This window comes from Streptomyces sp. NPDC046303, from assembly GCF_055588085.1.
In genome coordinates this window covers 61,005-82,561 of sequence record NZ_JBVJFA010000016.1, presented here as the reverse complement: position 1 = coordinate 82,561, position 21,557 = coordinate 61,005, and the positions used below count along the sequence as shown (strand labels likewise).

General features: G+C 73.0%; 22 protein-coding genes. 8 read left to right on the top strand and 14 right to left on the bottom strand.

All coding sequences use genetic code 11. From position 1 onward, the window contains the following. Positions 1–30 precede the first annotated feature (30 nt). Positions 31–1,308 (bottom strand): phthiocerol/phthiodiolone dimycocerosyl transferase family protein, encoded by a 1,278-nt coding sequence (locus tag ACZ6I1_RS18665; protein ID WP_469288435.1) that lies wholly within the window; start codon positions 1,306–1,308, stop codon positions 31–33. A gap of 176 nt (positions 1,309–1,484) precedes the next feature. On the opposite strand from ACZ6I1_RS18665, the gene ACZ6I1_RS18660 reads away from it, so the two are divergent. Continuing rightward, positions 1,485–1,994, top strand: coding sequence for an HAD domain-containing protein (locus ACZ6I1_RS18660; protein ID WP_469288434.1), 510 nt, complete (start codon positions 1,485–1,487; stop codon positions 1,992–1,994). A 45-nt stretch (positions 1,995–2,039) separates the two neighbouring features. On the opposite strand, the gene bla is transcribed toward ACZ6I1_RS18660, so the two are convergent. The 3 genes from bla to ACZ6I1_RS18645 all read right to left on the bottom strand — a co-directional run bounded on the left by bla (position 2,040) and on the right by ACZ6I1_RS18645 (position 5,874). After that, the gene (gene bla / locus ACZ6I1_RS18655; RefSeq protein ID WP_469288432.1) at positions 2,040–2,969 is read right to left on the bottom strand and encodes a class A beta-lactamase; all 930 of its coding nucleotides are present in this window, start codon (positions 2,967–2,969) and stop codon (positions 2,040–2,042) included. 154 nt (positions 2,970–3,123) lie between these two features. Beyond that, positions 3,124–4,551, bottom strand: a complete 1,428-nt coding sequence (argH, locus tag ACZ6I1_RS18650; RefSeq protein WP_469288430.1) for an argininosuccinate lyase — start codon at positions 4,549–4,551, stop codon at positions 3,124–3,126. A gap of 129 nt (positions 4,552–4,680) precedes the next feature. Continuing rightward, positions 4,681–5,874 carry an argininosuccinate synthase gene (locus tag ACZ6I1_RS18645; RefSeq protein ID WP_469288428.1) on the bottom strand — a complete coding sequence of 398 codons (1,194 nt, stop codon included), beginning with the start codon at positions 5,872–5,874 and terminating at the stop codon, positions 4,681–4,683. Between the two features lie 176 nt (positions 5,875–6,050). Between ACZ6I1_RS18645 and ACZ6I1_RS18640 the strand changes: the two genes are divergently transcribed. From ACZ6I1_RS18640 to ACZ6I1_RS18630, 3 genes are read left to right on the top strand one after another with little or no spacing between them, the layout of a single operon-like run. Further along, a complete protein-coding gene (locus tag ACZ6I1_RS18640; protein WP_469288427.1) occupies positions 6,051–7,457 on the top strand; it encodes a hypothetical protein in 1,407 nt (468 codons plus the stop codon). A 5-nt stretch (positions 7,458–7,462) separates the two neighbouring features. After that, positions 7,463–8,044 carry a pyridoxamine 5'-phosphate oxidase family protein gene (locus ACZ6I1_RS18635; RefSeq protein ID WP_469288425.1) on the top strand — a complete coding sequence of 194 codons (582 nt, stop codon included), beginning with the start codon at positions 7,463–7,465 and terminating at the stop codon, positions 8,042–8,044. A gap of 6 nt (positions 8,045–8,050) precedes the next feature. Next, positions 8,051–8,746: a L,D-transpeptidase family protein gene (locus tag ACZ6I1_RS18630; protein ID WP_469288619.1), complete on the top strand. Its 696-nt coding sequence runs from the start codon at positions 8,051–8,053 to the stop codon at positions 8,744–8,746. 11 nt (positions 8,747–8,757) lie between these two features. On the opposite strand, the gene ACZ6I1_RS18625 is transcribed toward ACZ6I1_RS18630, so the two are convergent. The 5 genes from ACZ6I1_RS18625 to argC are packed head-to-tail and all read right to left on the bottom strand — an operon-like array spanning position 8,758 to position 13,585. After that, a complete protein-coding gene (locus ACZ6I1_RS18625) occupies positions 8,758–9,294 on the bottom strand; it encodes an arginine repressor (protein WP_257557104.1) in 537 nt (178 codons plus the stop codon). A 7-nt stretch (positions 9,295–9,301) separates the two neighbouring features. Then, on the bottom strand, positions 9,302–10,501 hold the full coding sequence (locus ACZ6I1_RS18620; RefSeq protein ID WP_469288422.1) for an acetylornithine transaminase: 1,200 nt from the start codon (positions 10,499–10,501) through the stop codon (positions 9,302–9,304). After that, positions 10,498–11,406, bottom strand: coding sequence for an acetylglutamate kinase (gene argB / locus ACZ6I1_RS18615; RefSeq protein ID WP_469288421.1), 909 nt, complete (start codon positions 11,404–11,406; stop codon positions 10,498–10,500). The genes ACZ6I1_RS18620 and argB overlap by 4 nt, the downstream gene beginning before the upstream one ends. Continuing rightward, a complete protein-coding gene (gene argJ, locus ACZ6I1_RS18610; RefSeq protein ID WP_469288419.1) occupies positions 11,403–12,560 on the bottom strand; it encodes a bifunctional glutamate N-acetyltransferase/amino-acid acetyltransferase ArgJ in 1,158 nt (385 codons plus the stop codon). Before argJ ends, argB begins: the two co-directional genes overlap by 4 nt. After that, on the bottom strand, positions 12,557–13,585 hold the full coding sequence (gene argC / locus ACZ6I1_RS18605; RefSeq protein WP_469288417.1) for an N-acetyl-gamma-glutamyl-phosphate reductase: 1,029 nt from the start codon (positions 13,583–13,585) through the stop codon (positions 12,557–12,559). The genes argJ and argC overlap by 4 nt, the downstream gene beginning before the upstream one ends. A gap of 348 nt (positions 13,586–13,933) precedes the next feature. Between argC and ACZ6I1_RS18600 the strand changes: the two genes are divergently transcribed. Beyond that, positions 13,934–14,629, top strand: a complete 696-nt coding sequence (locus tag ACZ6I1_RS18600; RefSeq protein WP_469288415.1) for a DUF6215 domain-containing protein — start codon at positions 13,934–13,936, stop codon at positions 14,627–14,629. 26 nt (positions 14,630–14,655) lie between these two features. On the opposite strand, the gene ACZ6I1_RS18595 is transcribed toward ACZ6I1_RS18600, so the two are convergent. From ACZ6I1_RS18595 to ACZ6I1_RS18585, 3 genes are read right to left on the bottom strand one after another with little or no spacing between them, the layout of a single operon-like run. Then, complete coding sequence (locus ACZ6I1_RS18595) at positions 14,656–15,420, bottom strand: N-acetyltransferase (RefSeq protein ID WP_469288414.1); 765 nt, start codon at positions 15,418–15,420, stop codon at positions 14,656–14,658. Positions 15,421–15,460: 40 nt separating this feature from the next. After that, positions 15,461–16,036: a histidine phosphatase family protein gene (locus ACZ6I1_RS18590; RefSeq protein WP_469288412.1), complete on the bottom strand. Its 576-nt coding sequence runs from the start codon at positions 16,034–16,036 to the stop codon at positions 15,461–15,463. A 31-nt stretch (positions 16,037–16,067) separates the two neighbouring features. Beyond that, a complete protein-coding gene (locus tag ACZ6I1_RS18585; RefSeq protein WP_469288410.1) occupies positions 16,068–17,501 on the bottom strand; it encodes an aminotransferase-like domain-containing protein in 1,434 nt (477 codons plus the stop codon). On the opposite strand from ACZ6I1_RS18585, the gene ACZ6I1_RS18580 reads away from it, so the two are divergent. Both ACZ6I1_RS18580 and ACZ6I1_RS18575 read left to right on the top strand, forming a co-directional pair. Beyond that, positions 17,500–18,414 carry a DMT family transporter gene (locus tag ACZ6I1_RS18580; protein ID WP_469288408.1) on the top strand — a complete coding sequence of 305 codons (915 nt, stop codon included), beginning with the start codon at positions 17,500–17,502 and terminating at the stop codon, positions 18,412–18,414. The genes ACZ6I1_RS18585 and ACZ6I1_RS18580 overlap by 2 nt on opposite strands. A gap of 57 nt (positions 18,415–18,471) precedes the next feature. After that, positions 18,472–18,675 carry a DUF1918 domain-containing protein gene (locus ACZ6I1_RS18575; RefSeq protein WP_469288406.1) on the top strand — a complete coding sequence of 68 codons (204 nt, stop codon included), beginning with the start codon at positions 18,472–18,474 and terminating at the stop codon, positions 18,673–18,675. A gap of 1 nt (position 18,676) precedes the next feature. Here the strand turns inward: ACZ6I1_RS18575 and ACZ6I1_RS18570 are convergent, their stop codons facing one another. After that, positions 18,677–19,921: a glycoside hydrolase family 10-like protein gene (locus ACZ6I1_RS18570; RefSeq protein ID WP_469288404.1), complete on the bottom strand. Its 1,245-nt coding sequence runs from the start codon at positions 19,919–19,921 to the stop codon at positions 18,677–18,679. 153 nt (positions 19,922–20,074) lie between these two features. Here ACZ6I1_RS18570 and ACZ6I1_RS18565 point away from each other — a divergent pair, with 153 nt between their 5' ends. Beyond that, entirely contained in the window at positions 20,075–20,977 is a 903-nt protein-coding gene (locus tag ACZ6I1_RS18565; protein WP_469288402.1) for a 3-hydroxybutyryl-CoA dehydrogenase, read from the top strand. Here ACZ6I1_RS18565 and ACZ6I1_RS18560 read toward each other — a convergent pair. Next, positions 20,974–21,504, bottom strand: coding sequence for an NUDIX hydrolase (locus tag ACZ6I1_RS18560; RefSeq protein ID WP_469288401.1), 531 nt, complete (start codon positions 21,502–21,504; stop codon positions 20,974–20,976). The two genes, ACZ6I1_RS18565 and ACZ6I1_RS18560, sit on opposite strands and share 4 nt — an antisense overlap. Between the last annotated feature and the right edge of the window lie 53 nt (positions 21,505–21,557).

Genomic DNA, 21,557 nt, shown 5'->3' with positions numbered 1-21,557 from the left:
CAAGCATACCCCGAATGAGACGACGATGTCTCATTGAGTGCCGTCGAGCTGGGCGAGGGCGGCGCGCAGCCTGGCCGTGATGCTGTCGGCGCGGCGCCGCTGCTGCGCGGCAACCGCTGCGGTGTGGTGGATCTCGACGCTGAGGCGGCCTCCGAAGGTACTGATCACGCAGGCGCCGCCGCTGGGGTGGTGCGGGCCCGGCGCCGAGGTGAGGACCGAGCGGAAGTCGGTGGTCCGCAGTCCTTTCGGCATCCGCGGCGCCGGGACCCGGCCCCAGTTGGTGACGAGCAGCATGCCCGGGGGCGGCGTCACGCCTGCCGTGCTCTTCTTGGGGACGTGCAACGGCGTCTGCTGCACGACGCCCTCGGCGATGGCCGCCGCCAGCGATGCGCAGATGCTGCGGCCCAGCTCGACCAGGCCGGTCGTCTCGGCCGCGGGCAGGTATCTCGCGGCCCCGAGCAGGTTGGTGCCGTCGGTGGTGCCGACCGCCGGCGTGAGCCGCGTGCGCAGGTCCACCGGGTAGACGTAGATCATCTCGGTCAGCGGAAGTCCGCGGATCTCGGCGTCGCTCAAGAGGATCGCGGCCGAGACCAGACCGTTGACGGTGACGCCCTCCCGGTGCCCGAGCTCGACGAGCGCGGCGGTCTCGTCGACCGACAGGTGGCAGCGCGCGACCAGCGGGGGGACGTGCCGGCCGCCGCCGACGGGTGCTTCGGCGGCGGCCGGTTCGGCGGTGGCGTTCGGTTCGGGGGCGTTCGGTTCGGGGGCGTCCGCCGGCCCCGCCGGCAGTGGCCAGGCCATCTTCTCGATGCCGCGCTGGGCGAGCAGTTCCTCGACGGGGACCGGATACGGACGTACCTCGCGCTCGGGCGAACGCCCCGTCACCACATCCGTGTAGCACGACCACAACTCGGCGAGCACGGCCAGGGAGTGATAGGCGTCCGCGATGCTGTGGTGGGTGAACAGCGTCACGTCGGCGGTGTCGCCGTCGCGCACCACGGACACGTGGCTGAGGACGGTACGCTGATCGAACTCCGGTCGGTGGACCGGCTGATCCGCATCACCGTCCACCACCGTGATTCCCGGTGCGCCCGCCGACGCGGCGACCAGATCGAAGCCCCCGCCGTCCGCCGGCTCCAGCCGCGCGCCGAGCACCGGATGGGCCCGCACCACCGCTTGGTAGGCCGCGGCGAGCGCCGCCACGTCCAAGCTGCCGGACACCCGCACCGCATACCCCATGTACACGCCGGCCCTCGCGAACGTCACTTCGCTCGGTGCCAACGGGCGGATCACCGCAGACGTGGTCATCGAGTCGAGCTCCCCTTCTCCTGGACGAGCAGCGTGCAAAAGGGACATCAAACCCCCGCACGCAGGCCGGAGCAATCCGGTTTCCGGTCCGCCGGAGGCGACCGGAGCGGACGTCAAGTCCCCCTCGAGCGAAAAACGAGCTGCCGTCGAGCAGCCGGAAAGGAATCCTGCGCACCATGAAGCCACTGCTGCTGATCGACGTCGACGGACCGCTGAACCCCTACGCGGCGAAGGCACAGCGCCGCCCCGAGGGCTACCGCACCCACCGGATGCGCCCGACGGGCTGGACGGTCGCCGAGAGCGCGAAACCCCTGCGCGTCTGGCTCAACCACGCCCACGGCGCGGACCTGCTCGCGCTCGCGGACTCGTACGAGCTCGTGTGGGCCACGACGTGGAAGGACGAGGCGAACGACTGGATAGGGCCGCACCTGGGCCTGCCCCGGCTCCCCTACATCGACTGGCCGGCGATGCACGGCCGGGCGCCGCGGGGCACCTTCTGGAAGACCCAGTACATCCTCGACTACGCGGGCGCCCGGCCCTTCGCGTGGATCGACGACGACATCACGGCCATGGACCACGAGTACGTCGACCAGCGCCACCCGGCGCGGGCGCTGCTCCTGCGCGTCGACGAGCGGATCGGGCTGACCCGGCCCGACTTCGACGCGCTGCGCGACTGGGCGGCGTAGGGCGAGCCGGGTCACCAGGCGGGCCGGGGTCGGCAGGGCGGGGGATCAGGTGAGGGCCGAGGCCAGCAGCCGGGCGGTCTCGGCGACGAGCACGTTGTCCCGGGGGCCGGTCGGCGAGCCCGGCTTGGTCGTCAGGACCGCCATCACGATCGGGGCGCCGTCCGGCGGCCACACCACCCCCACGTCGTTGGCCACCCCGTACTCGTGCCCGCCGCCGGTCTTGTCCGCCAGGATCCAGTCCGCGGGGAGGCCGGCCTTGAACCGCTCGGTGTTCGTCGTGTTGGCGATCAGCCAGCCGGTCAGCATCTCCCGGTCCCCCGGTGCCAGCGCGTCGCCGAGGAGCAGGCGCGCGTACGTCCTCCCGATGGCCCTGGGGCTGGTGGTGTCGGTCAGGCGGCCGGGTTCCGCCGAGTTCAGGGCGGGTTCCCAGCGGTCCAGCCGGGTGATCCGGTCCCCGAGGGAGCGGCTGAAGCGGGTGATCGCCGTGGGGCCGCCCAGTTCCTCGAGGAGCAGGTTGGCGGCGGCGTTGTCGCTCAGGCTGACGGAGGCGGAGCACAGGGCCCCGACCGTCATGCCGTGGGCCACGTTCTCGGGCTTGCCGGTCTCCGGGCCGTACCCGGACGCCGTGACGTACTCCCGCGTGTACCGGATCCGCTGCGCGAGGAACGCGCCGTCCTCGTCGAGGTCCCGCAGGACGGCCGCGGCGGCGAGCCCCTTGAAGACCGAACACATCGGGAACCGCTCGTCCGCGCGGTACACCACCGTCCGGCCCGTGCCCGTGTGGCGGGCGAACACCCCCAGCCTGGCGGAGTGCTCCCGTTCCAGCTCCCGCAGCCGCCGGGTCACCGCGGCCGCCGGCTCCGCGGCGTGGGCCGGGCCTCCGGCCGCCGTGGCCAGGCCGCTGAACAGGACGGTCCCCGTACCGAGTGCCAGTACCGCACGCCGGGACGGACCGGTTCCTGAGGTGTGCACCATCGTCTCCCCGTCTCCTCGTTCTCCATGATCGGAACACCGTCCACCACGCTCCTTGCGGACCGTTCGGTTCCCGTGGGGACGGGGAGGCGCGGCGCATGCCGGAGGGGGCGGCCGGGGCCCGTCCGCCCCGGCCGCCCCCTCGGGGCGGTGCCGTCTACTGCTTGTGCGCCGCCCAGGCGTGCTGGATGACCAGGTCCGCCTTCAGCTCGGTCAGCTGGACGGCGACCGCCGAAGGGGCGGTGCCGCCGCGGCCGTTGCGGGAGGCCAGGGCGCCGGGCACGTTGAGGACGGTGCGGACCTCGGGGGTCAGGTGCTCCGAGATCTTCGCGAACTGCTCGTCCGTGAGCTCGTCCAGCTCGATGCCGAGCCCCTCGCACTCCTTGACGCACTCGCCGGCCACCTCGTGCGCGACGCGGAACGGCACGCCCTGCTTGACCAGCCACTCCGCGATGTCCGTGGCGAGCGAGAAGCCGGCCGGAGCCAGTTCCTCCATCCGCTCCCGGTTGACCGTGAGGGTGGCCATCATGCCGGTGAAGGCCGGCAGCAGGACCTCGAGGGTGTCGCAGGAGTCGAAGACCGGCTCCTTGTCTTCCTGGAGGTCCCGGTTGTAGGCCAGGGGCAGCGCCTTGAGGGTCGCGAGGAGACCCGTGAGGTTGCCGATGAGGCGGCCCGACTTGCCGCGCGCCAGCTCCGCGATGTCCGGGTTCTTCTTCTGCGGCATGATCGACGACCCGGTGGAGAAGGCGTCGTGCAGGGTCACGAAGGAGAACTCCTTCGTGTTCCAGATGATGATCTCCTCCGCGATCCGGGACAGGTTGATCCCGATCATGGCGGTGACGAAGGCGAACTCGGCGACGAAGTCGCGCGAGGCCGTGCCGTCGATGGAGTTGCCGACCGAGCCCCGCTCGAAGCCCAGGTCGGCGGCGACGGCCTCCGGGTCCAGGCCGAGGGAGGAGCCGGCGAGGGCGCCCGAGCCGTACGGGGAGACCGCGGTCCGGTTGTCCCACTGGCGCAGCCGCTCCGCGTCCCGGGACAGGGCCTGCACGTGGGCCAGTACGTGGTGGGCGAAGAGCACCGGCTGGGCGTGCTGGAGGTGGGTGCGGCCGGGCATCGCCACGTCCGCGTGCGTCTCGGCGAGGCCGACCAGCGCGTCCTGGAGGTCGGCGATGAGCCCGCCGATGATCCGGGCGTGGTCGCGCAGGTACATCCGGAACAGCGTGGCCACCTGGTCGTTGCGGGACCGGCCAGCCCGCAGTTTGCCGCCGAGGTCGGCGCCGAGCCGCTCCAGCAGGCCGCGCTCCAGCGCGGTGTGCACGTCCTCGTCGGCGATGGTGCCGACGAAGGTGCCCGCGGCCACGTCGGCCTCGAGCCGGTCCAGTCCGTCGATCATGCGCTCGAGCTCGTCGACCGTGAGCAGACCTGCCTTGTGGAGCACGCGCGCGTGGGCACGGGAGCCCGCGATGTCGTACGGCGCGAGGCGCCAGTCGAAGTGGACCGACGCGGACAGCTTCGCGAGGGCCTCGGCGGGCCCGTCGGCGAAGCGGCCGCCCCAGAGCCGGACGTCACCGTTGTTGCTGCTCACAGCTACTGCTCCTCAAGACTGCATGGTGTGGGATGTGCAACCGCCCCCTCACTTTCGGCCCCGGCGGGCCCGGGAGGACCCCGGCGCGCGGAGGTGTCGGGAGGCGGTTCGTTCGGCTGCGCGTGCGCCTCAGGCGAGGTCGCGGCGCGCGGCGATCTTCGAGGAGAGGCCGAAGATCTCGATGAAGCCCTGGGCCTTCGACTGGTCGAAGGTGTCGCCCGAGTCGTAGGTCGCCAGGTTGAAGTCGTACAGCGACTCCTGCGACGAGCGGCCGGTGACGACGGCGCGGCCGCCGTGCAGGGTCATCCGGATGTCGCCGGTGACGTGCCGGCCGGCCTCCTCGATGAAGCCGTCCAGCGCCCGCTTCAGCGGGGAGAACCACAGGCCGTCGTAGACCAGCTCGCCCCAGCGCTGCTCGACCTGCCGCTTGTAGCGGGCCAGTTCGCGCTCGACGGTGACGTTCTCCAGCTCCTGGTGGGCGGTGATCAGCGCGATCGCGCCGGGAGCCTCGTACACCTCCCGGGACTTGATGCCCACGAGCCGGTCCTCGACCATGTCGATCCGGCCGACGCCCTGGGCCCCGGCGCGCTCGTTGAGCTGCTGGATGGCCTGCAGGACGGAGACGGACGTGCCGTCGACGGCGACGGGGACGCCGGCCTCGAAGGAGATGACGACCTCGTCGGGCTCGCGCGGGATCGCCGGGTTCGCGGTGTACTCGTAGACGTCCTCGGTCGGCGCGTTCCAGATGTCCTCCAGGAAGCCCGTCTCGACGGCGCGCCCGAAGACGTTCTGGTCGATGGAGTACGGGGACTTCTTGGTGGTGGCGATGGGGAGGCCGGCCCGCTCGGCGAAGGCGATCGCCTTGTCCCGGGTCATCGCGTAGTCGCGGACCGGGGCGATGCACCTCAGATCGGGGCCGAGGGCGGCGATGCCGGCCTCGAAGCGGACCTGGTCGTTGCCCTTGCCGGTGCAGCCGTGGGCGACGGTCGAAGCGCCGTGCTTGGTGGCGGCGGCGACGAGGTGCTTGACGATGACCGGCCGCGAGAGGGCGGAGACCAGCGGGTAGCGGTCCATGTAGAGGGCGTTCGCCTTGATCGCCGGGAGGCAGTACTCGTCGGCGAACTCGTCCTTGGCGTCGGCGATCTCGGCTTCCACCGCACCGCAGGCGAGCGCGCGCTTGCGGATGACGTCCAGGTCCTCGCCGCCCTGGCCGACGTCCACGGCGACGGCGATGACCTCGGCACCCGTCTCCTCGGCGATCCAGCCGATGGCGACGGAGGTGTCCAGGCCGCCCGAGTAGGCGAGTACGACGCGCTCGGCCACGGGCTTCTCCTTACGGTGCGTTCACTACGGTGCATTCCACGACAGGCATAACTATGCATTACTCCGTATGTTTCGTCAATCCTCGCCCTCTGCGAGGCTCCGACCAGCCCGAATATCAGGGGCGAAGGGCCGAGACGCCCGTCTAGCATCGGGCCGAGGTACCACGGGGAGGGCACATGGGCGCCGAAAGACAGCAGGAAGCACGGACGGGGCGACAGGCCGCCGAGCGGCTGGAGCATGCGGAGGAGTCCACCGGGGACGCACTGCCACCCGGCGCCGGGCCGGGCGCGTGGACCGCTTTCGACCGGGCCGTACGGGCGCTGCACCACCCCTGGCACCGCGGCAACCACCTCGCGCTGCGGCTGTGCCACCCCGACGGCTGGATCCGGGCGGGCGCACTGAACGCTCCGCACCCTCCGCTGCCCCTCGTCGCGATCCGCTGCGCCGACTGGGTCCCGGCGGTACGGGAGCGCGCGCGAGCCGTACTGGACCAGGCCCTGGCCGACGACCCCCCGGGGACGCTGCGCGCGCTCACCCCGCTGGTCCTGCGGCTGGGCCGGCGCGAACACGGCGCCTGGGCGCTGGAGCGGTTCGAGGCCGCGTTGCGCGGCACCGAGGAGGTGCTCGCCGAGCTGCTCCACAGCGCCGACCTGAAGTCCCGGCGGTTCGCCGTCCGGCTGAGCCTGGAGGCCGGGCGGTACGGCGTACGGGACCTGGCCCGGCTGGCGGCCGCCGAGCGGGACCCGGCCGCGAGCCGCCTGTGGGCGGACGCCGCCCTCGCCGCCATGGCGGCCGACGGGCCGGACGACGCGGCGATCGACACCCTGCTGCGCGGACACGTCCCCATGGTCCGGGCCGGCGGTGTCACCGCCCTGCGGAGCGCCGGGCGGGCGGCGGAGGCCGCAGACCACCTCGCCGACCGCTCCGGGCTCGTCCGGGCCTGCGCCCGCTGGCTGGTCCGGCAGGACGGCGGCGACGCGTACGCCCGCTACCGCGAGCTGGTCGAGGACCCGGCCCGCCTCACCCCGTACACCGTCACCGGCTTCGCCGAGTGCGCCCGCCGCGAGGACGCACCGCTGCTGCGCGCGCTGCTGGAGCACCCCGCCGGGGCGGTGCGGGCCTCCGCCGTGGGCGGGCTGCGGCTGCTGGACACCACCGACCTCGAGCTGCTGGTCCCGCTGCTGGACGACCCCTCACCCGCGGTGACCCGCGAGGTCTCCCTGAGCCTGCGCGCCACGGCCGGGCAGCTGCCCGCCGACCGGCTGCTGGCCCGCGTCGACCCCGAGCGGCCGCCGCACATCCGCCGGGCCGCGTACCGCCTGCTGCGGTCGCGGGGCGGTGTGGCCGGACTGCGCGCCTCGGTCGAGCTGCTGACGGATGGTGACCCGGGCCTGCGGCGGATCGCCGCGCAGCACATCCAGAGCATGTGGTCCCCGTACGGGCCGCCCGCCCTGCCCGTACGGGACCCCGAGGTCGGCGCCCTGCTGGACCGCTGCACCGGGCTGTTCAGCGACTACGTGATGGCGCGGATGCGCGCACAGCTCGGCCTCCCCCGCAGGACATCGACGACGGACGGATACTGATCACCATGGGAAAGCTCTACGCACGCATAGACGGCCGACTGCGTACGTTCATCGAGGAACAGCCGGTCTTCTTCACGGCCACCGCACCGCTCGCCGGTGACGGCCACGTCAACCTGTCCCCCAAGGGCCGCGCCGGCACCCTCGTCGTCCTCGACGAGCAGACGCTCGCCTACCTCGACTTCGGCGGCAGCGGCGCCGAGACCATCGCCCACGTCCGCGAGAACGGCCGCATCACCCTGATGTGGTGCGCCTTCAGCGGGCCGCCCAACATCGTGCGCGTGCACGGCGAGGGCGAGGCGGTCTTCCGCGACGACCCCCGCTGGGGTGAGCTGATCGGCCGGTTCGGCGATGCCGACGGGCCCTCCGCGCGGGCCGTCATCCTCGTCCGCGCCCGGCGGATCTCCGACACCTGCGGGTACGCCGTCCCCTTCATGGAGTACGAGAGCGAGCGCACCCTCCATGCGGAGTACTTCGGGCGCAAGACGGACGAGGAGTTCGCCGCGTACTGCGAGAAGAAGGACCACGTCGGGCAGAGCCTCGACGGCCTGCCTGCGCTGCCTTTGCCCCTTCCGCCCCGTACCGTCTGATATGTGCTGCGTACCGCCCTCGTCACGGGCTCACTGATCGTCACCGCTCTGCTCCCGCAGGGATTCCAGAGCCACGCCCCGCTGCCCGCCCGGCTCGCCGACACCGGCGGCGGGAGTCAGCTGATCACCGCCGTCGCCCCCGCTCCCGGCTCCACGACCGGTCTGCTGACCTGGTGGGACCGGCGGGCGGGGCGGTGGTACGAGGCCGGGAGCGCGAAGGTCCGGTTCGGGACGAAGGGTCTCGCCGAGGGCACGACGCGCACCCAGGGCACGAACACCACCCCGGCCGGCCTGTTCAGCCTCCCGTTCGCCTTCGGGATCCGGCCGGCGCCGGCCGGTACGGAGTACGAGTACCGCCCCGTCACCGGCGACTCCTGGTGGTGCCAGGACAACACGTCGGCCGCCTACAACCGCTGGGTGGAGCCGCTGCCGGCGGACTGCGCGCCGGGCGAGGCGGAGCGCCTGGTGACGTACAGGAAGCAGTACGCCCATGCGCTGGTCGTCGGCTTCAACTACGCCGAGCGCGTGCGCGGCCGGGGCGCCGGCATCTTCCTGCACGTCAACGGCAAGGGCGCGACGGCCGGTTGCCTGTCCGTACCCGGGAAGGCGATGCGGGAGCTCCTCCGCTGGGCGGATCCGGGCCGCCGCCCCCACATCGCGATCGGCACCGAGTCGGGGGCCCTGGACGTGACGCGCTACTAGGCCGTGGCGGCCTAGCCCTCCTTCTGGGCCAGGCGCAGCAGGTGGTCGGCCAGGGCCTGGCCGCCCGCCGGGTCGCGGCTGATCAGCATCAGGGTGTCGTCGCCCGCGATCGTGCCGAGGATCTCCCGCAGTTCGGCCTGGTCGATCGCGGAGGCCAGGAACTGGGCCGCACCCGGCGGGGTGCGCAGGACGACGAGGTTGGCGGAGGCCTCCGCCGAGATCAGCAGCTCCCCGGAGAGGCGCCGCATGCGCTCCTCCTTCGCCGACTCGCCGAGCGGGGCCTGCGGGGTGCGGAAACCGCCCTCGCTCGGCACGGCGTAGATCAGCTCGCCGCCGGTGTTGCGGATCTTCACCGCGCCCAGCTCGTCGAGGTCGCGGGAGAGCGTCGCCTGGGTGACGCTCAGCCCGTCGTCGGCGAGCAGCTTGGCCAGCTGGCTCTGCGAGCGGACCGGCTGCCGGTTGAGGATGTCCACGATCCGGCGGTGGCGGGCGGTGCGGGTCTGCGGGACGGCCTGGCCGCCTTGCTCGTTGTCCTGCGCCTGACTCATCGTCGTCTCATTCTCCGGATCCGTCCCCGTGGGCCGCGTCGAGGATGCCGGGCAGGTCCCGGACGAACGCGTCCGCCTCGGCCTCGGAGAGTACGTACGGCGGCATGAGCCGTACGACGTCGGGGGCGGGCGCGTTGACCAGGTAACCGGCATCCTGAGCCGCCTGCTGCACCTGAGGTGCGAGGGGCTCGGTCAGCACGATACCCAGCAGGAGGCCGGCCCCACGGACGTGGGAGACCAGCGGATGCGCGGAACCCTCGATTCCAGAGCGCAGCCGCTCGCCGCGTGCCTTGACCTGCGCGAGCAGGCCGTCGGCGGCGATGGTGTCGATGACGGCGAGTCCGGCGGCGCAGGCGACCGGGTTCCCGCCGAAGGTGGTGCCGTGCTGGCCCGGCTGGAGCAGGTCGGCGGCGGCTCCGAAGGCGGCCACGGCGCCGATGGGCAGCCCGCCGCCCAGCCCCTTCGCGAGGGCGACGAGGTCCGGCTCGACGCCCTCGTGCGCCTGGTGCTCGAACCACTGGCCGCAGCGGCCGATGCCGGTCTGCACCTCGTCGAGGACGAGCAGGGTGCCGGTGGCACGGGTGATCTCGCGGGCGGCCGTCAGGTACCCGGCGGGCGGGACGACGACGCCGTTCTCGCCCTGGATGGGTTCGATGACGACGCATGCGGTCTGCTCGGTGACAGCGGCCCGCAGGGCCTCGGCGTCGCCGTAGGGAACGTGCGTGACGTCACCGGGCAGGGGCAGGAACGGGGCCTGCTTCTTGGGCTGGCCGGTGAGCGCGAGGGCTCCCATGGTCCGGCCGTGGAAGCCGCCCGTGGTGGCGACCATGTGGGTGCGGCCCGTCAGCCGGCCGATCTTGAAGGCGGCTTCGATGGCCTCGGCGCCGGAGTTGCAGAAGAACACCTTGCCGGGGCGGCCGAAGAGCTGGAGCAGCCGCTCGCCGAGTGCGATGACCGGCTCGGAGGCGTAGAGGTTGGAGACGTGGCCCAGCGTCCGGATCTGGTTGCCGACGGCCTCGGCGACCGCGGGGTGGGCGTGGCCGAGCGCGTTGACCGCGATGCCGCCGACGAAGTCCGTGTACTGCTTGCCGTCCGCGTCCCAGACCTGGGCGCCCTCACCGCGTACGAGAGCCAGCGCGGGGGTGCCGTAGTTGTTGGTCAGGCTTCCCTGCCAGCGGGCGCGGTACTCCTCGTTGCCGGTGGTCACCGGGGCTCCCCTCCCTGTCCGTCGGGCACGACCATCGTGCCGATTCCCTCGTCGGTGAAGATCTCCAGCAGGATCGAGTGCTGGACCCGTCCGTCGATCACGCGGGCGGTGGTGACGCCGTTGCGGACGGCGTGCAGGCAGCCCTCCATCTTGGGCACCATGCCGCTGGACAGCTCGGGCAGCAGCTTCTCCAGCTGGCTGACGGTGAGCCGGCTGATGACCTCGTCGCTGTGGGGCCAGTCCGCGTAGAGGCCCTCGACGTCGGTGAGGACCATCAGGGTCTCGGCGCCGAGCGCCGCCGCGAGCGCGGCCGCGGCCGTGTCCGCGTTCACGTTGTACACGTGGTCGTCGTCGGCGCTGCGCGCGATGGAGGAGATCACCGGGATCCTGCCGTCGCCGAGCAGCGCCTCGATCGCGCCGGTGTCGATGGCGGTGATCTCGCCGACCCGCCCGATGTCGACGGGCTCGCCCTCGATCTCGGGGGTGTGCTTGGTGGCGGTGATGGTCCGGGCGTCCTCGCCGGTCATGCCGACGGCGAGCGGCCCGTGCTGGTTGAGCAGCCCGACCAGCTCGCGCTGGACCTGGCCGGCCAGGACCATCCGTACGACGTCCATGGCCTCGGGGGTGGTGACGCGCAGGCCCGCCTTGAACTCGCTGACCAGGCCCTGCTTGTCGAGCTGGGCGTTGATCTGCGGGCCGCCGCCGTGCACCACGACGGGCTTGAGGCCGGCCTGGCGCAGGAAGACCACGTCCTGGGCGAAGGCGGCCTTCAGGTCCTCGTCGATCATGGCGTTGCCGCCGAACTTGATGACGACGACCTTGCCGTTGTGGCGGGTCAGCCAGGGCAGGGCCTCGATGAGGATCTGGGCCTTGGGCAGCGCGGTGTGCTTCCTCGCGGTGCTCACGAGCTGTACGCGCTGTTCTCGTGGACGTACTCGGCGGTCAGGTCGTTGGCCCAGATGACCGCCGACTCGCCGCCCGTGGCCAGGTCGGCGGTGATGCGGACCTCGCGGTCCTTCATGCTCACCAGGTCGCGGTCCTCGCCGACCGAGCCGTTCTTGCAGACCCAGACCCCGTTGATGGCCACGTTCAGCCGGTCCGGGTCGAAGGCGGCCCGGGTGGTGCCGATGGCGGAGAGCACCCGGCCCCAGTTCGGGTCCTCGCCGTGGATCGCGCACTTGAGCAGGTTGTTCCGGGCGATGGACCGGCCGACCTCGACCGCGTCCGCCTCGTCGGCCGCGCCGATGACCTCGATGCGGATGTCCTTGCTGGCGCCTTCGGCGTCGCCGATCAGCTGGCGGGCCAGGTCGTCGCAGACGGTCCGTACGGCCTCGGCGAACTCCTCGTACGCGGGCACCGTGCCGGAGGCTCCGGAGGCCAGCAGCAGCACCGTGTCGTTGGTGGACATGCAGCCGTCGGAGTCGACCCGGTCGAAGGTGGTGCGGGTGGCGGCGCGCAGTGCCGTGTCGAGGGTGGCGCTGTCCAGGTCGGCGTCGGTGGTGAGGACGACGAGCATGGTGGCCAGGCCGGGGGCGAGCATGCCCGCGCCCTTGGCCATGCCGCCGACGGTCCAGCCGTCCCGGGTCACCGTGGCCGTCTTGTGCACGGTGTCGGTGGTCTTGATGGCGACGGCCGCGTCCTCGCCGCCGTCCTCGGACAGGGCCGCGGCCGCGGTCTCGATGCCCGGCAGCAGCTTGTCCATGGGGAGCAGGACGCCGATCAGGCCGGTGGACGCGACCGCGATCTCGCCGGCGTTGAACTCCTCGCCGAGGACGGCGGCCACCTTCTCGGCGGTGGCGTGGGTGTCCTGGAAGCCCTGGGGGCCGGTGCAGGCGTTGGCGCCGCCGGAGTTCAGGACGACCGCGCTGACCACGGCGCCGCGCAGGACCTGCTCGGACCAGCGCACCGGGGCGGCCTTGACGCGGTTGGAGGTGAAGACGCCCGCCGCTGCCAGGCGCGGCCCGTTGTTGACCACGAGGGCCAGGTCCGGGTTGCCGTTCGCCTTGATCCCGGCGGCGATGCCCGCCGCCGTGAATCCCTGTGCTGCCGTGACGCTCACGGTGCGACTCCGATCGTGGAAAGACCCAGGCCCTCGGGGAGGCCGAGAGCGATGTTCATGCTCTGCACCGCGCCGCCGGCGGTGCCCTTGGTCAGGTTGTCGATGGCGCTGACGGCAATGATCCGCCCGGCGGACTCGTCGTGGGCGACCTGCACGTGGACGGCGTTGGAACCGTGCACGGACTTGGTGGACGGCCACCGGCCCTCGGGCAGCAGCCGGACGAAGGGCTCGTCGGCGTACGCCTTCTCGTAGGCGGCGCGCAGCGACTCTCCGGTGGTGCCGGGCAGGGCCTTGGCGGAGCAGGTGGCGAGGATGCCGCGCGCCATGGGGACGAGGGTCGGCGTGAAGGAGACGGAGACCTTGGCGCCCGCGAGGGGGCTCAGGTTCTGCACCATTTCGGGCGTGTGCCGGTGGCCGCCGCCCACGCCGTACGGGGTGACGCTGCCCATCACCTCGGCGCCGAGCAGGTGCGTCTTGAGCGCCTTGCCCGCACCGGAGGTGCCGGTGGCGGCGACGATCACGGCCTCCGGCTCGGCGAGCTGCGCCTGGTAGGCCGGGAACAGCGCGAGGGAGACGGCGGTGGGGAAGCAGCCGGGGACGGCGATGCGCTTGGCCCCTTCGAGCGCGGCGCGCCCGCCGGGCAGCTCGGGGAGACCGTACGGCCAGGTGCCGGCGTGCGGGGCTCCGTAGAACCGGTCCCAGTCGGCCGGGTCCTTGAGCCGGTGGTCGGCGCCCATGTCGACGACGAGGACCTCGTCGCCGAGCTGGGCGGCGACGGCGGCGGACTGGCCGTGCGGCAGCGCGAGGAACACGACGTCGTGCCCGGCCAGGACCTCCGGGGTGGTCGCCTCCAGGGTCCGCCCCGCGAGCGGCCCGAGGTGCGGCTGCAGGTTGCCGAGGAGCTCTCCGGCGTTGGAGTGGCCGGTCAGCGCACCGATCTCGACCTCGGGGTGCGAGAGCAGCAGGCGCAGGACTTCACCGCCCGCGTACCCGCTCGCTCCGGCCACCGCTACACGTACCGCCATCGGACCCTCCTTGTCGATGGCATGACTATACGTATCGCCGCACGTTTATGCAAAGGTCTTTCCGCTCGGCGGTCTTGTGCGCGTGTGACGTGCTTATGCTGCCGCCATGAGTCTGGGTCTCATGCCGACCGGCGACGGAGGATTCTTCCCGCCGGCCGCCGACCGCTGGCACCCGTCGGTCCTTCTGGTGTGCCCGCCCGAGGCCTTGCCTGGCAAGGCCCGCGCCTGGACGCGGGGGGAATCCCGCCTTGAGGAGTTCCTGGAGCGGGTTTTATTGCTCCCTCTCGGCTGATGATCACGGATAACATCCCCGGGCATCTATCGGGGGAACCACAGCAGGCGGGGGACATGGCGGACGACAGCGACGCGCCCAACAGGGGAGCGGCCGCGTGGGGGCAGGCCCTCGCGGCTCTGGTATTGGTGCCCGCGCTCGGCATGGGCCTGTGGGTCTGGGGAGAGGCGGTGTCGCGCGGCGGCAGTGGCGGTGGCGGTGGCGGGGAAGCGAAGGCGGCCGGCTGCGCGGGGGCCGAGCCCGAAGGGGAGTCCGCGGGGCTCTCCGGGACGCGGTTGTGCGAGGCGCTGAACCGACCCGACCTCGCCGACCTGCTGGGGACGCCCGGGGAGCGGGCGAAGTCGGCCGGCGGCAGCGGCGGCGGCAGCAGCGAGGACGCCACACCGTCCGGCAGGGTCGAGTTCGAGACCTACACCGTGACGCTGGCGGCCACCTCCGGCAGCCTCCGGGTGGCCGGGGCGGCCTCCCTCCTCGGGGAGACCGCATCCCCGCGCACCGTTCTGGGGCGCCCGGCGGCCTTCTACTCCGACCGCACCATCCGGATCCGGTTCCGCCTCGACGGGAGCGACTCCGGCAGCGGCCCCGGCGTGCCCGCACGGGTCCTGACCGTGGCCCGGGACGCGCAGGACAGCGGCGGCTTCTTCGAGGTCTCGCTGTGGCGCGCGGACGGCGCGATCCCGGACGACGCCGTCCTGCTTCGCGTCGCGGAAACGATCCTCCCGACCGTTCCGGGCTGGAGCGCCTCCGGCTGACCGCCGCTCCCACCTGCGGCCGGAGGTCAGCGCGGCACGGGCGGCCCCAGCGGGTGGCGGACCCAGACGTTCGGTTCGACGTAGACCGCGTAGCCCCCTTCCGGGGAGCAGTGGACCGGGGCCAGGGCGCCCGGGACGTGGACCGGGCCCGGGGCGTCGAAGGGAAGGCCGGTCCACTCGCGCCACTGGGGAAGGGAGCCGGTGATGGTCATCGAGAGGGGCGCCACCGAGTCGACGACACCGCCCGCGCGGACGTGGACGCGCAGCCAGGGGTCGTACGGGAGGCCGTCCTCGCGGGTGCGGTACGCGTACTCCTCGATCGGGGTGTCCGGCTCGGCCGGTTTCCCGCTCGGCCGCACCGGGGCCACGGCCTCGGTGAAGCCGCGGGCGCGGGCGTTGTCCCGCAGGGCGGCGAGCATCCGGCCGGACAGGCCCTCGCCCTGCCGGTCCGTGGCGACGCTGATCTCGATCGCGCTCACCGTGTCCGGTACGACCGCGCGCCGCAGGTCGGAGAAGGCCCACATCAGGACCCGGTCCCAGCCCTGCGCGGGCAGGACCCCGTCCCGGCCCGGCGCGTGCTGGGCGAAGGGCACGCTGAACCCCCGGGCGACCACCGCGTCGCCGTCGGTGGCGACCAGGACGTACTCCGGCAGCTCGGCCACCATCCGCGGGTACAGCAGCCAGGCCAGCGCGTCGTGGCTGGCGAACTCCGGCCACGAGTCCTTCATGTCCCAGAGCCGGCCCGCGAGTTCGGGCCGCTCCGCCAGTGTGGTGATCAGTATCCCGGTCATCCCCGCAGGCTAGGACCGCGCCGGAAGCGCCTCAACCGCTTTACACCGGTGCTTGCAGGGACAGGTGCCAGCGCCCCGGCCGGCCCGTCAGGGTCATCGTGGACAGCGGTCGCACGTCCACGTTCCAGTAGGTCAGCGGCGGTGCCTGCAGGGCGTAGACCAGGGCCGCCCGCACCACCGAGGGCTCCGCGACCGCGACGATCGCGCCGCCGTCGTCGGCGGGCCGCGTGTCGAGCCAGCCGCCGATCCGGGAGATGAAGGCGAGCAGTGACTCGCCGCCGTGCGGGGCGGCGCGCGGGTCGGTGAGCCACAGGTCCACCGCCCCCGGCTCGCGGGCGGTCACCTCGGCCAGGGTCAGCCCCCGCCAGCGGCCCATGTCGCACTCGCGCAGCGCGGGCTGGGCGAGGGGCGCGTACCCGAGCGCCTCGCCGGTGGCCCTGCTGCGCGGGGTGGGCGAGCAGTAGCGCAGTCCGGCCGCGCCCAGCGGGACCAGCCCGGGGGCGGCGGACTCCACCGCGTACCACCCGGCGCCGTCGAGCGGGCGGTCGTCGTCGAAGCGCTCGGTCAGCAGCGGACAACTGCGGGCTGCGGCGACGAGCGAGACCCGAACATGCATGCGGTGATGGTGGGCCTCGCGCCGCACTGGGTCAAGCGTCGGTACCGAGTCCGGCCCGCAGCCGCTGGACCGCCTCCACCAGCTCCCCGGGCCCCGACACCCCCGCGAAGCTGAGCCGGACGTGCGGGCCGGGCGGCTCCGCGCAGAAGTAGGGGCGGCCGGGTGCGACCGCGACCCCGGCGCGCAGGGCGGCCGCCGCGAATCCGGCGTCGTCTCCCCCGCCGCTCGGCCGCACCCACAACTGGTATCCGCCGGACGGCACATGGGGCAGCTCCAGCCCGGGCAGCTCCCGGCGCAGCGCCCCGGCGAGGACGTCCCGGCGGTGGCGCAGCTCGGCGGAGACGGTCCGCAGGTGGCGGGGCCAGGCGGGCGCGCCGACCAGTTCCAGGGCGGCCTCCTGGAGCGGCCGGGACACGAAGAAGCTGTCCACGACCTGGATGGCGCGCAGCCGGTCCACGACGGGGCCCCGCGCGGCGAGGGCGCCCACCCGCAGGCTGGGCGAGGTCGGCTTGGTCAGGGACCGGACGTGGACGACGACTCCGTCGGCGTCCTCGGCGGCCAGGGTGGCGGGCAGCGGCCCGCAGTCCTCGTGGGCGAGGGCCCGGGCGTAGTCGTCCTCGACGACGAAGGCGCCGGCGGCCCGTGCGATCCGCAGCACCTCGGCCCGCCGCGCGGGGGCCAGTACGGCCCCGGTCGGGTTCTGGAAGAGCGGCTGGCATACGAAGACCCGTGCCCCGGTGGCTTCGAAGGCGGCGGCGAGCAGTTCCGGCCGGACGCCCTCGGCGTCCACCGGGACCGGCACGGGCCGGCAGCCGGAGGCGCGCGCGATGGCGAGCAGTCCGGGGTAGGTGGGCGACTCCACGAGGATCGGCGCTCCGGGCGGGGCGAGCGCCCTCAGGGCGGTGGCCAGCGCGCTCTGTCCGCCCGCGGTCACCAGCACGTCGGCGGCGACCACGGCGCCGCCGATCTCGCGGGCGAACCAGTCGCGCAGCTCGGGCAGTCCCTCGACGGGCGGCCGCCCCCACGCCCCGGGCCGCCGCCCGGCCCGGGCCAGCGCGGCCGCCATGGCCCGCTCGGGCTGCAGGGAGGGGTGCAGGTAGCCCCCGTTGAGCTCGATCACCCCGGACGGCGGGGTGGCCAGTGAGCCCAGTACGCCGGTGGCGTCCACGGAGCGCGGGACGATCTCCCCGGCGCCCTCGGCGCTGAGGGCGACCTCCTGCCAGGAGGTGTCTCCGGGGGCGGCGGCCGACGTGCGCGGCGGGGCGCGGAAGACCCCGGCGCCGGGCCGGGTGACGACGAGGCCTTCGGCGGCGAGCTGTGCCAGGGCCCGGGAGACCGTGACGGGGCTGACCCGGTAGCGCTCGACCAGGGCCCGGCTCGACGGCAGCTTTCCACCGACCGAGTAGCGGTTCAGTTCGGACCTCAGGGATTCGGCCAGCTCCACCACACTGCTACGCTCATACATGACAGCACAGAATAGCGCTACTCTGCCGAGCACGATAGCGGTGACGGGGTCCGCCCGCGGCTCCGCCACCGGTACCGTCCTCGCCTCGCTCGGCGTGGTCGCCTTCTCCCTGACGTTCCCGGCCACGGCGTGGGGGCTGGAGAGCTTCGGCCCGTGGTCCCTGGTCGCCCTGCGCAGTGTCCTGGCCGCCGCCATCGCCGGCGCGTTCCTGCTGGCCCGGCGGGTCCCGCTGCCCGCCCGGGAGCACTGGGCGGGGCTGGCCGTGGTCGCCGCCGGGGTGGTCGTAGGATTCCCCCTCCTGACCACCCTCGCGCTGACCACCTCCACCACCTCGCACGCCGCCGTCGTGGTCGGGCTGCTGCCGCTGACCACGGCCGCCCTCTCCGCGCTGCGCACCGGCGCCCGGCCCTCGCGCCGGTTCTGGGCGGCGGCGCTGGCCGGGGCCGGCGTGGTCCTCGCCTTCACCGTCGCCCAGAGCGGCGGTTCGCTGTCGGCCGGGGACGCCTACCTGTTCGGCGCCCTGCTGGTGTGCGCCGCCGGGTACACCGAGGGCGGCCGGCTCGCCCGGACGCTGCCGGGCTGGCAGGTGGTCGGCTGGGCGCTGGTGCTGTGCCTGCCGCTCAGCCTGACGGGCTCCGCGCTGGGGCTCGCGTACGAGCCGGTCCACCTCACCGGGCACGGGCTGGCCGGGCTGGTCTGGGCGGCGGCCGGCTCCACCTTCCTCGGCCTGTACGTCTGGTACCGCGGCATGGCCGAAATCGGCGCGCCCCGGGCCAGCCAGCTGCAGCTCGCCCAGCCGCTGCTGACCCTGTTCTGGTCCGTGGCCCTGCTCGGCGAGCAGCTGTCCCCCGCCGCCCCGGTGGCCGCCTGCGCGGTACTGGTCTGCATCGCCGTGACCCAACGGGTCAAATAGCCGCGGAACGACCTAAACTGCTAGCACCGGATCGGACCGCCACCGAGGAGGTCAGTTATGCGCGCGACCGAGGGCGACCAGCTGGTGCAGCACGGCAGGATCGTCGGACAGCACGACAAGGTGGGCGAGATCACCCAGGTGCTCGGCGAGAACGGAACCCCCCCGTACCGGGTCCGCTTCCAGGACGGGCACGAGGCCCTGATGGCCCCCGGGCCGGACTGCGTGGTCCGCCACCCCGCAGAGCCCGAGGACCAGCACTGACTCAGCGCGGTACCGCCGCCGCCCCGTAGTGGTCGGCGACCACGCGGGCCATCGCACCGTTGGGGTCCGCCGCCACGTGTTTCGCCGAGAAGTACACGTGGCCGCGGACCTCCGGGTATCGCCGCGCGAAGGTGACGTGGCGGGAGAGTTCCCGCGGATCGCGCCAGGCGGGCGTGGGGCTGTCCGCGTCGCAGCGGTACAGGGCCTCCCCCACGTACAGCTGTACGCCCGTGCCCGCGACCGTCCGCGCCCACCAGGGCACGAGGTCCGCGTAGTCGGCGGTCGGGTGCCCGATGTGCCAGTACGCCTGCGGCACGACGTAGTCGATCCAGCCCTCGGTGACCCACTTGCGGGTGTCCGCGTACAGGTCGTCGTACGTCGCGATGCCCGCCCGTGTGGGTGAACCGAGCGGGTCCCGGTCGGAGTTGCGCCACACGGCGAACGGGCTGACGCCGAACCGGGCGGACGGCCGGACCTCCCGCAGTCGCGCGGACATCTCGCTGACCAGGGTGTCGGTGTTGTGGCGGCGCCAGTCGGCCCGGGAGCCGAAGTCCCCGCCGTACTCCTCGTAGGCCTCGTCGTCGTCGAACTCCTCGCCCTCCACCGGGTACGGGTAGAAGTAGTCGTCCCAGTGCACCCCGTCCACCGGGTAGCGCGAAACGGCGTCCAGCACGGCCTCCTGGACGAAGCGCCGCACCTCGGGCAGCCCGGGGTTGTAGAAGAGCCTGCCGCCGTACTCCACGGTCCATTCGGGGTTGCGCCGGGCCGGGTGCGCGGGCGCCAGCCGGTCGTGGTCGGCGTGGTGGGCCACCCGGTACGGGTTGAACCAGGCGTGCAGTTCCAGACCGCGGGCGTGTGCTTCGGCGACGGCCGTGCCCAGCGGGTCCCAGCCCGGATCCACCCCCTGCTCGCCCGTCAGCCACTGCGACCAGGGCTCCAGCCGCGAGGGCCACAGCGCGTCGGCGGCCGGCCGGACCTGGAGGACCACCGCGTTGAGGCGGCGCCGCACCGCCGTGTCCAGGAGTCCCAGCAGCTCCCTGCGCTGCTGCGCGGCGGGGAGCCCGCTCCGGGAGGGCCAGTCCACGTTCGACACGGAGGCGATCCACATCCCCCGGAACTCCGTGGTCGCCGCATGGCGGGCGGGCGGCAGGGCCGCCGCCCGGGCCGGCACCGCCCCGCCGCCCGCGGCCGAGGCCAGCGCCCACGCGGTTCCCGCCAGCAGCCCCCGACGTCCGATGCACTCCATGCGACGACTCCGTTCCGTTGCGTGACATCCCGTTGCGTGCGCCCAGCATGCCCGCCCCGGCCCGCCACCCGGGTCAAGGTCGGGGGTAACGTCGGGGGGCGTGGCGGGCGCCGGACAGCAGTTACCACTGTGACCACGGGGGACCCGCGATGGATGAGCAGCGAAAGGCACGAAGTGACGGACCTCTCTACCCTCCCGACCGACATCACCCGCGTCGGCGTAGTGGGCTGCGGCCAGATGGGCGCGGGCATCGCCGAGGTGTGTGCCCGCAGCGGTCTTGAGGTGAAGGTCGCCGAGACCACGGGCGAGGCCCTGGAGATCGGACGCACCCGGCTGCACAACTCGCTGACCAAGGCCGCCGAACGCGGCAAGATCAGCGAGGAGGAGCGGGACGCCACCCTGGCCCGGCTCACCTTCACCACCGACCTCGGCGAGTTCGCCGACCGCGACCTGGTCATCGAGGCCGTCGTCGAGAACGAGCAGGTCAAGACGGAGATCTTCCAGGTCCTCGACCAGGTGATGACCCGCCCGGACGCCATCTTGGCCTCCAACACCTCCTCGATCCCGCTGGTCAAGCTGGCCGTCGCGACCTCGCGGCCCGACCAGGTCATCGGCATCCACTTCTTCAACCCGGCCCCGGTCCAGAAGCTCGTCGAGCTGATCCCGGCGCTGACGACGGGCGAGGAGACCGTCAAGCGGGCCGAGGCCCTGGTCCGCGACGTGCTGGGCAAGCACGCCGTCCGCGCCCAGGACCGTTCCGGCTTCGTCGTCAACGCGCTCCTCGTCCCGTACCTGCTGTCCGCGATCCGGATGTTCGAGTCCGGCATCGCGAGCCGCGAGGACATCGACAACGGCATGGAGCTGGGCTGCGCCCACCCGATGGGCCCGCTCAAGCTCTCCGACCTGATCGGCCTCGATACCATCGCCTCGATCGCCGACTCCATGTACGCCGAGTACAAGGAGCCGCTGTACGCCGCTCCCCCGCTGCTCCAGCGGATGGTCGACGCCGGCCGCCTGGGCCGCAAGACCGGCTCGGGCTTCTACCCGTACGGCTAGCCGATCCGCAGGTGGTGCAGCAGGAGCAGCCCGGCCGCCATGTTGGCGGCCGGGACCTCACCCCGGGCGATCATGTCCGGCACCAGCTTGAGCGGGACCCACTCCACGCGTGAGGACTCGAAGTCGTCCTCGGGAGGGCCCACGTACGTGGCGCCGTCCGCCCAGTAGAGGTGGTGGCGGGCATCGGTCAGCCCGTTGGACGGCTCCACGGTCATCAGGTGCTGCAGCGGTCCGGGCCGCCAGCCCGACTCCTCCTCCATCTCCCGCGCGGCCGCGCTCTCGACGGACTCCCCGCCCTCGACCACCCCGGCGGGCAGCTCCCAGCCCCAGCTGTCGGTGATGAAGCGGTGGCGCCACAGCAGCAGCACCTCGTTGGCCGCGTTGACGGCGGTGGCGACGGCGACCGGACGCAGCCGGATCACGAAGTGGTCCAGGTGCCGGCCGTCGGGGAGTTCCACATCGGCGAGGTTCACATCGAACCAGCGGTTCTTGTACACGGTGTGCTCACTCAGGTTCGTCCACTGCACGGTTGTGCCGCCTTCCGTTCGGATTGGTGGCAACATGGCAGCAGCTGAAGCCG

Coding starts and splice junctions, on each gene's coding strand:
- ACZ6I1_RS18665 (WP_469288435.1), bottom strand. CDS start 1,308: ATGACCACGTCTGCGGTGATCCGCCCGTTGGCACCGAGCGAAGTGACG.
- ACZ6I1_RS18660 (WP_469288434.1), top strand. CDS start 1,485: ATGAAGCCACTGCTGCTGATCGACGTCGACGGACCGCTGAACCCCTAC.
- bla (WP_469288432.1), bottom strand. CDS start 2,969: ATGGTGCACACCTCAGGAACCGGTCCGTCCCGGCGTGCGGTACTGGCA.
- ACZ6I1_RS18640 (WP_469288427.1), top strand. CDS start 6,051: ATGGGCGCCGAAAGACAGCAGGAAGCACGGACGGGGCGACAGGCCGCC.
- ACZ6I1_RS18635 (WP_469288425.1), top strand. CDS start 7,463: ATGGGAAAGCTCTACGCACGCATAGACGGCCGACTGCGTACGTTCATC.
- ACZ6I1_RS18625 (WP_257557104.1), bottom strand. CDS start 9,294: ATGAGTCAGGCGCAGGACAACGAGCAAGGCGGCCAGGCCGTCCCGCAG.
- argC (WP_469288417.1), bottom strand. CDS start 13,585: ATGGCGGTACGTGTAGCGGTGGCCGGAGCGAGCGGGTACGCGGGCGGT.
- ACZ6I1_RS18600 (WP_469288415.1), top strand. CDS start 13,934: ATGGCGGACGACAGCGACGCGCCCAACAGGGGAGCGGCCGCGTGGGGG.
- ACZ6I1_RS18595 (WP_469288414.1), bottom strand. CDS start 15,420: ATGACCGGGATACTGATCACCACACTGGCGGAGCGGCCCGAACTCGCG.
- ACZ6I1_RS18590 (WP_469288412.1), bottom strand. CDS start 16,036: ATGCATGTTCGGGTCTCGCTCGTCGCCGCAGCCCGCAGTTGTCCGCTG.
- ACZ6I1_RS18580 (WP_469288408.1), top strand. CDS start 17,500: ATGACAGCACAGAATAGCGCTACTCTGCCGAGCACGATAGCGGTGACG.
- ACZ6I1_RS18585 (WP_469288410.1), bottom strand. CDS start 17,501: ATGTATGAGCGTAGCAGTGTGGTGGAGCTGGCCGAATCCCTGAGGTCC.
- ACZ6I1_RS18575 (WP_469288406.1), top strand. CDS start 18,472: ATGCGCGCGACCGAGGGCGACCAGCTGGTGCAGCACGGCAGGATCGTC.
- ACZ6I1_RS18570 (WP_469288404.1), bottom strand. CDS start 19,921: ATGGAGTGCATCGGACGTCGGGGGCTGCTGGCGGGAACCGCGTGGGCG.
- ACZ6I1_RS18565 (WP_469288402.1), top strand. CDS start 20,075: ATGAGCAGCGAAAGGCACGAAGTGACGGACCTCTCTACCCTCCCGACC.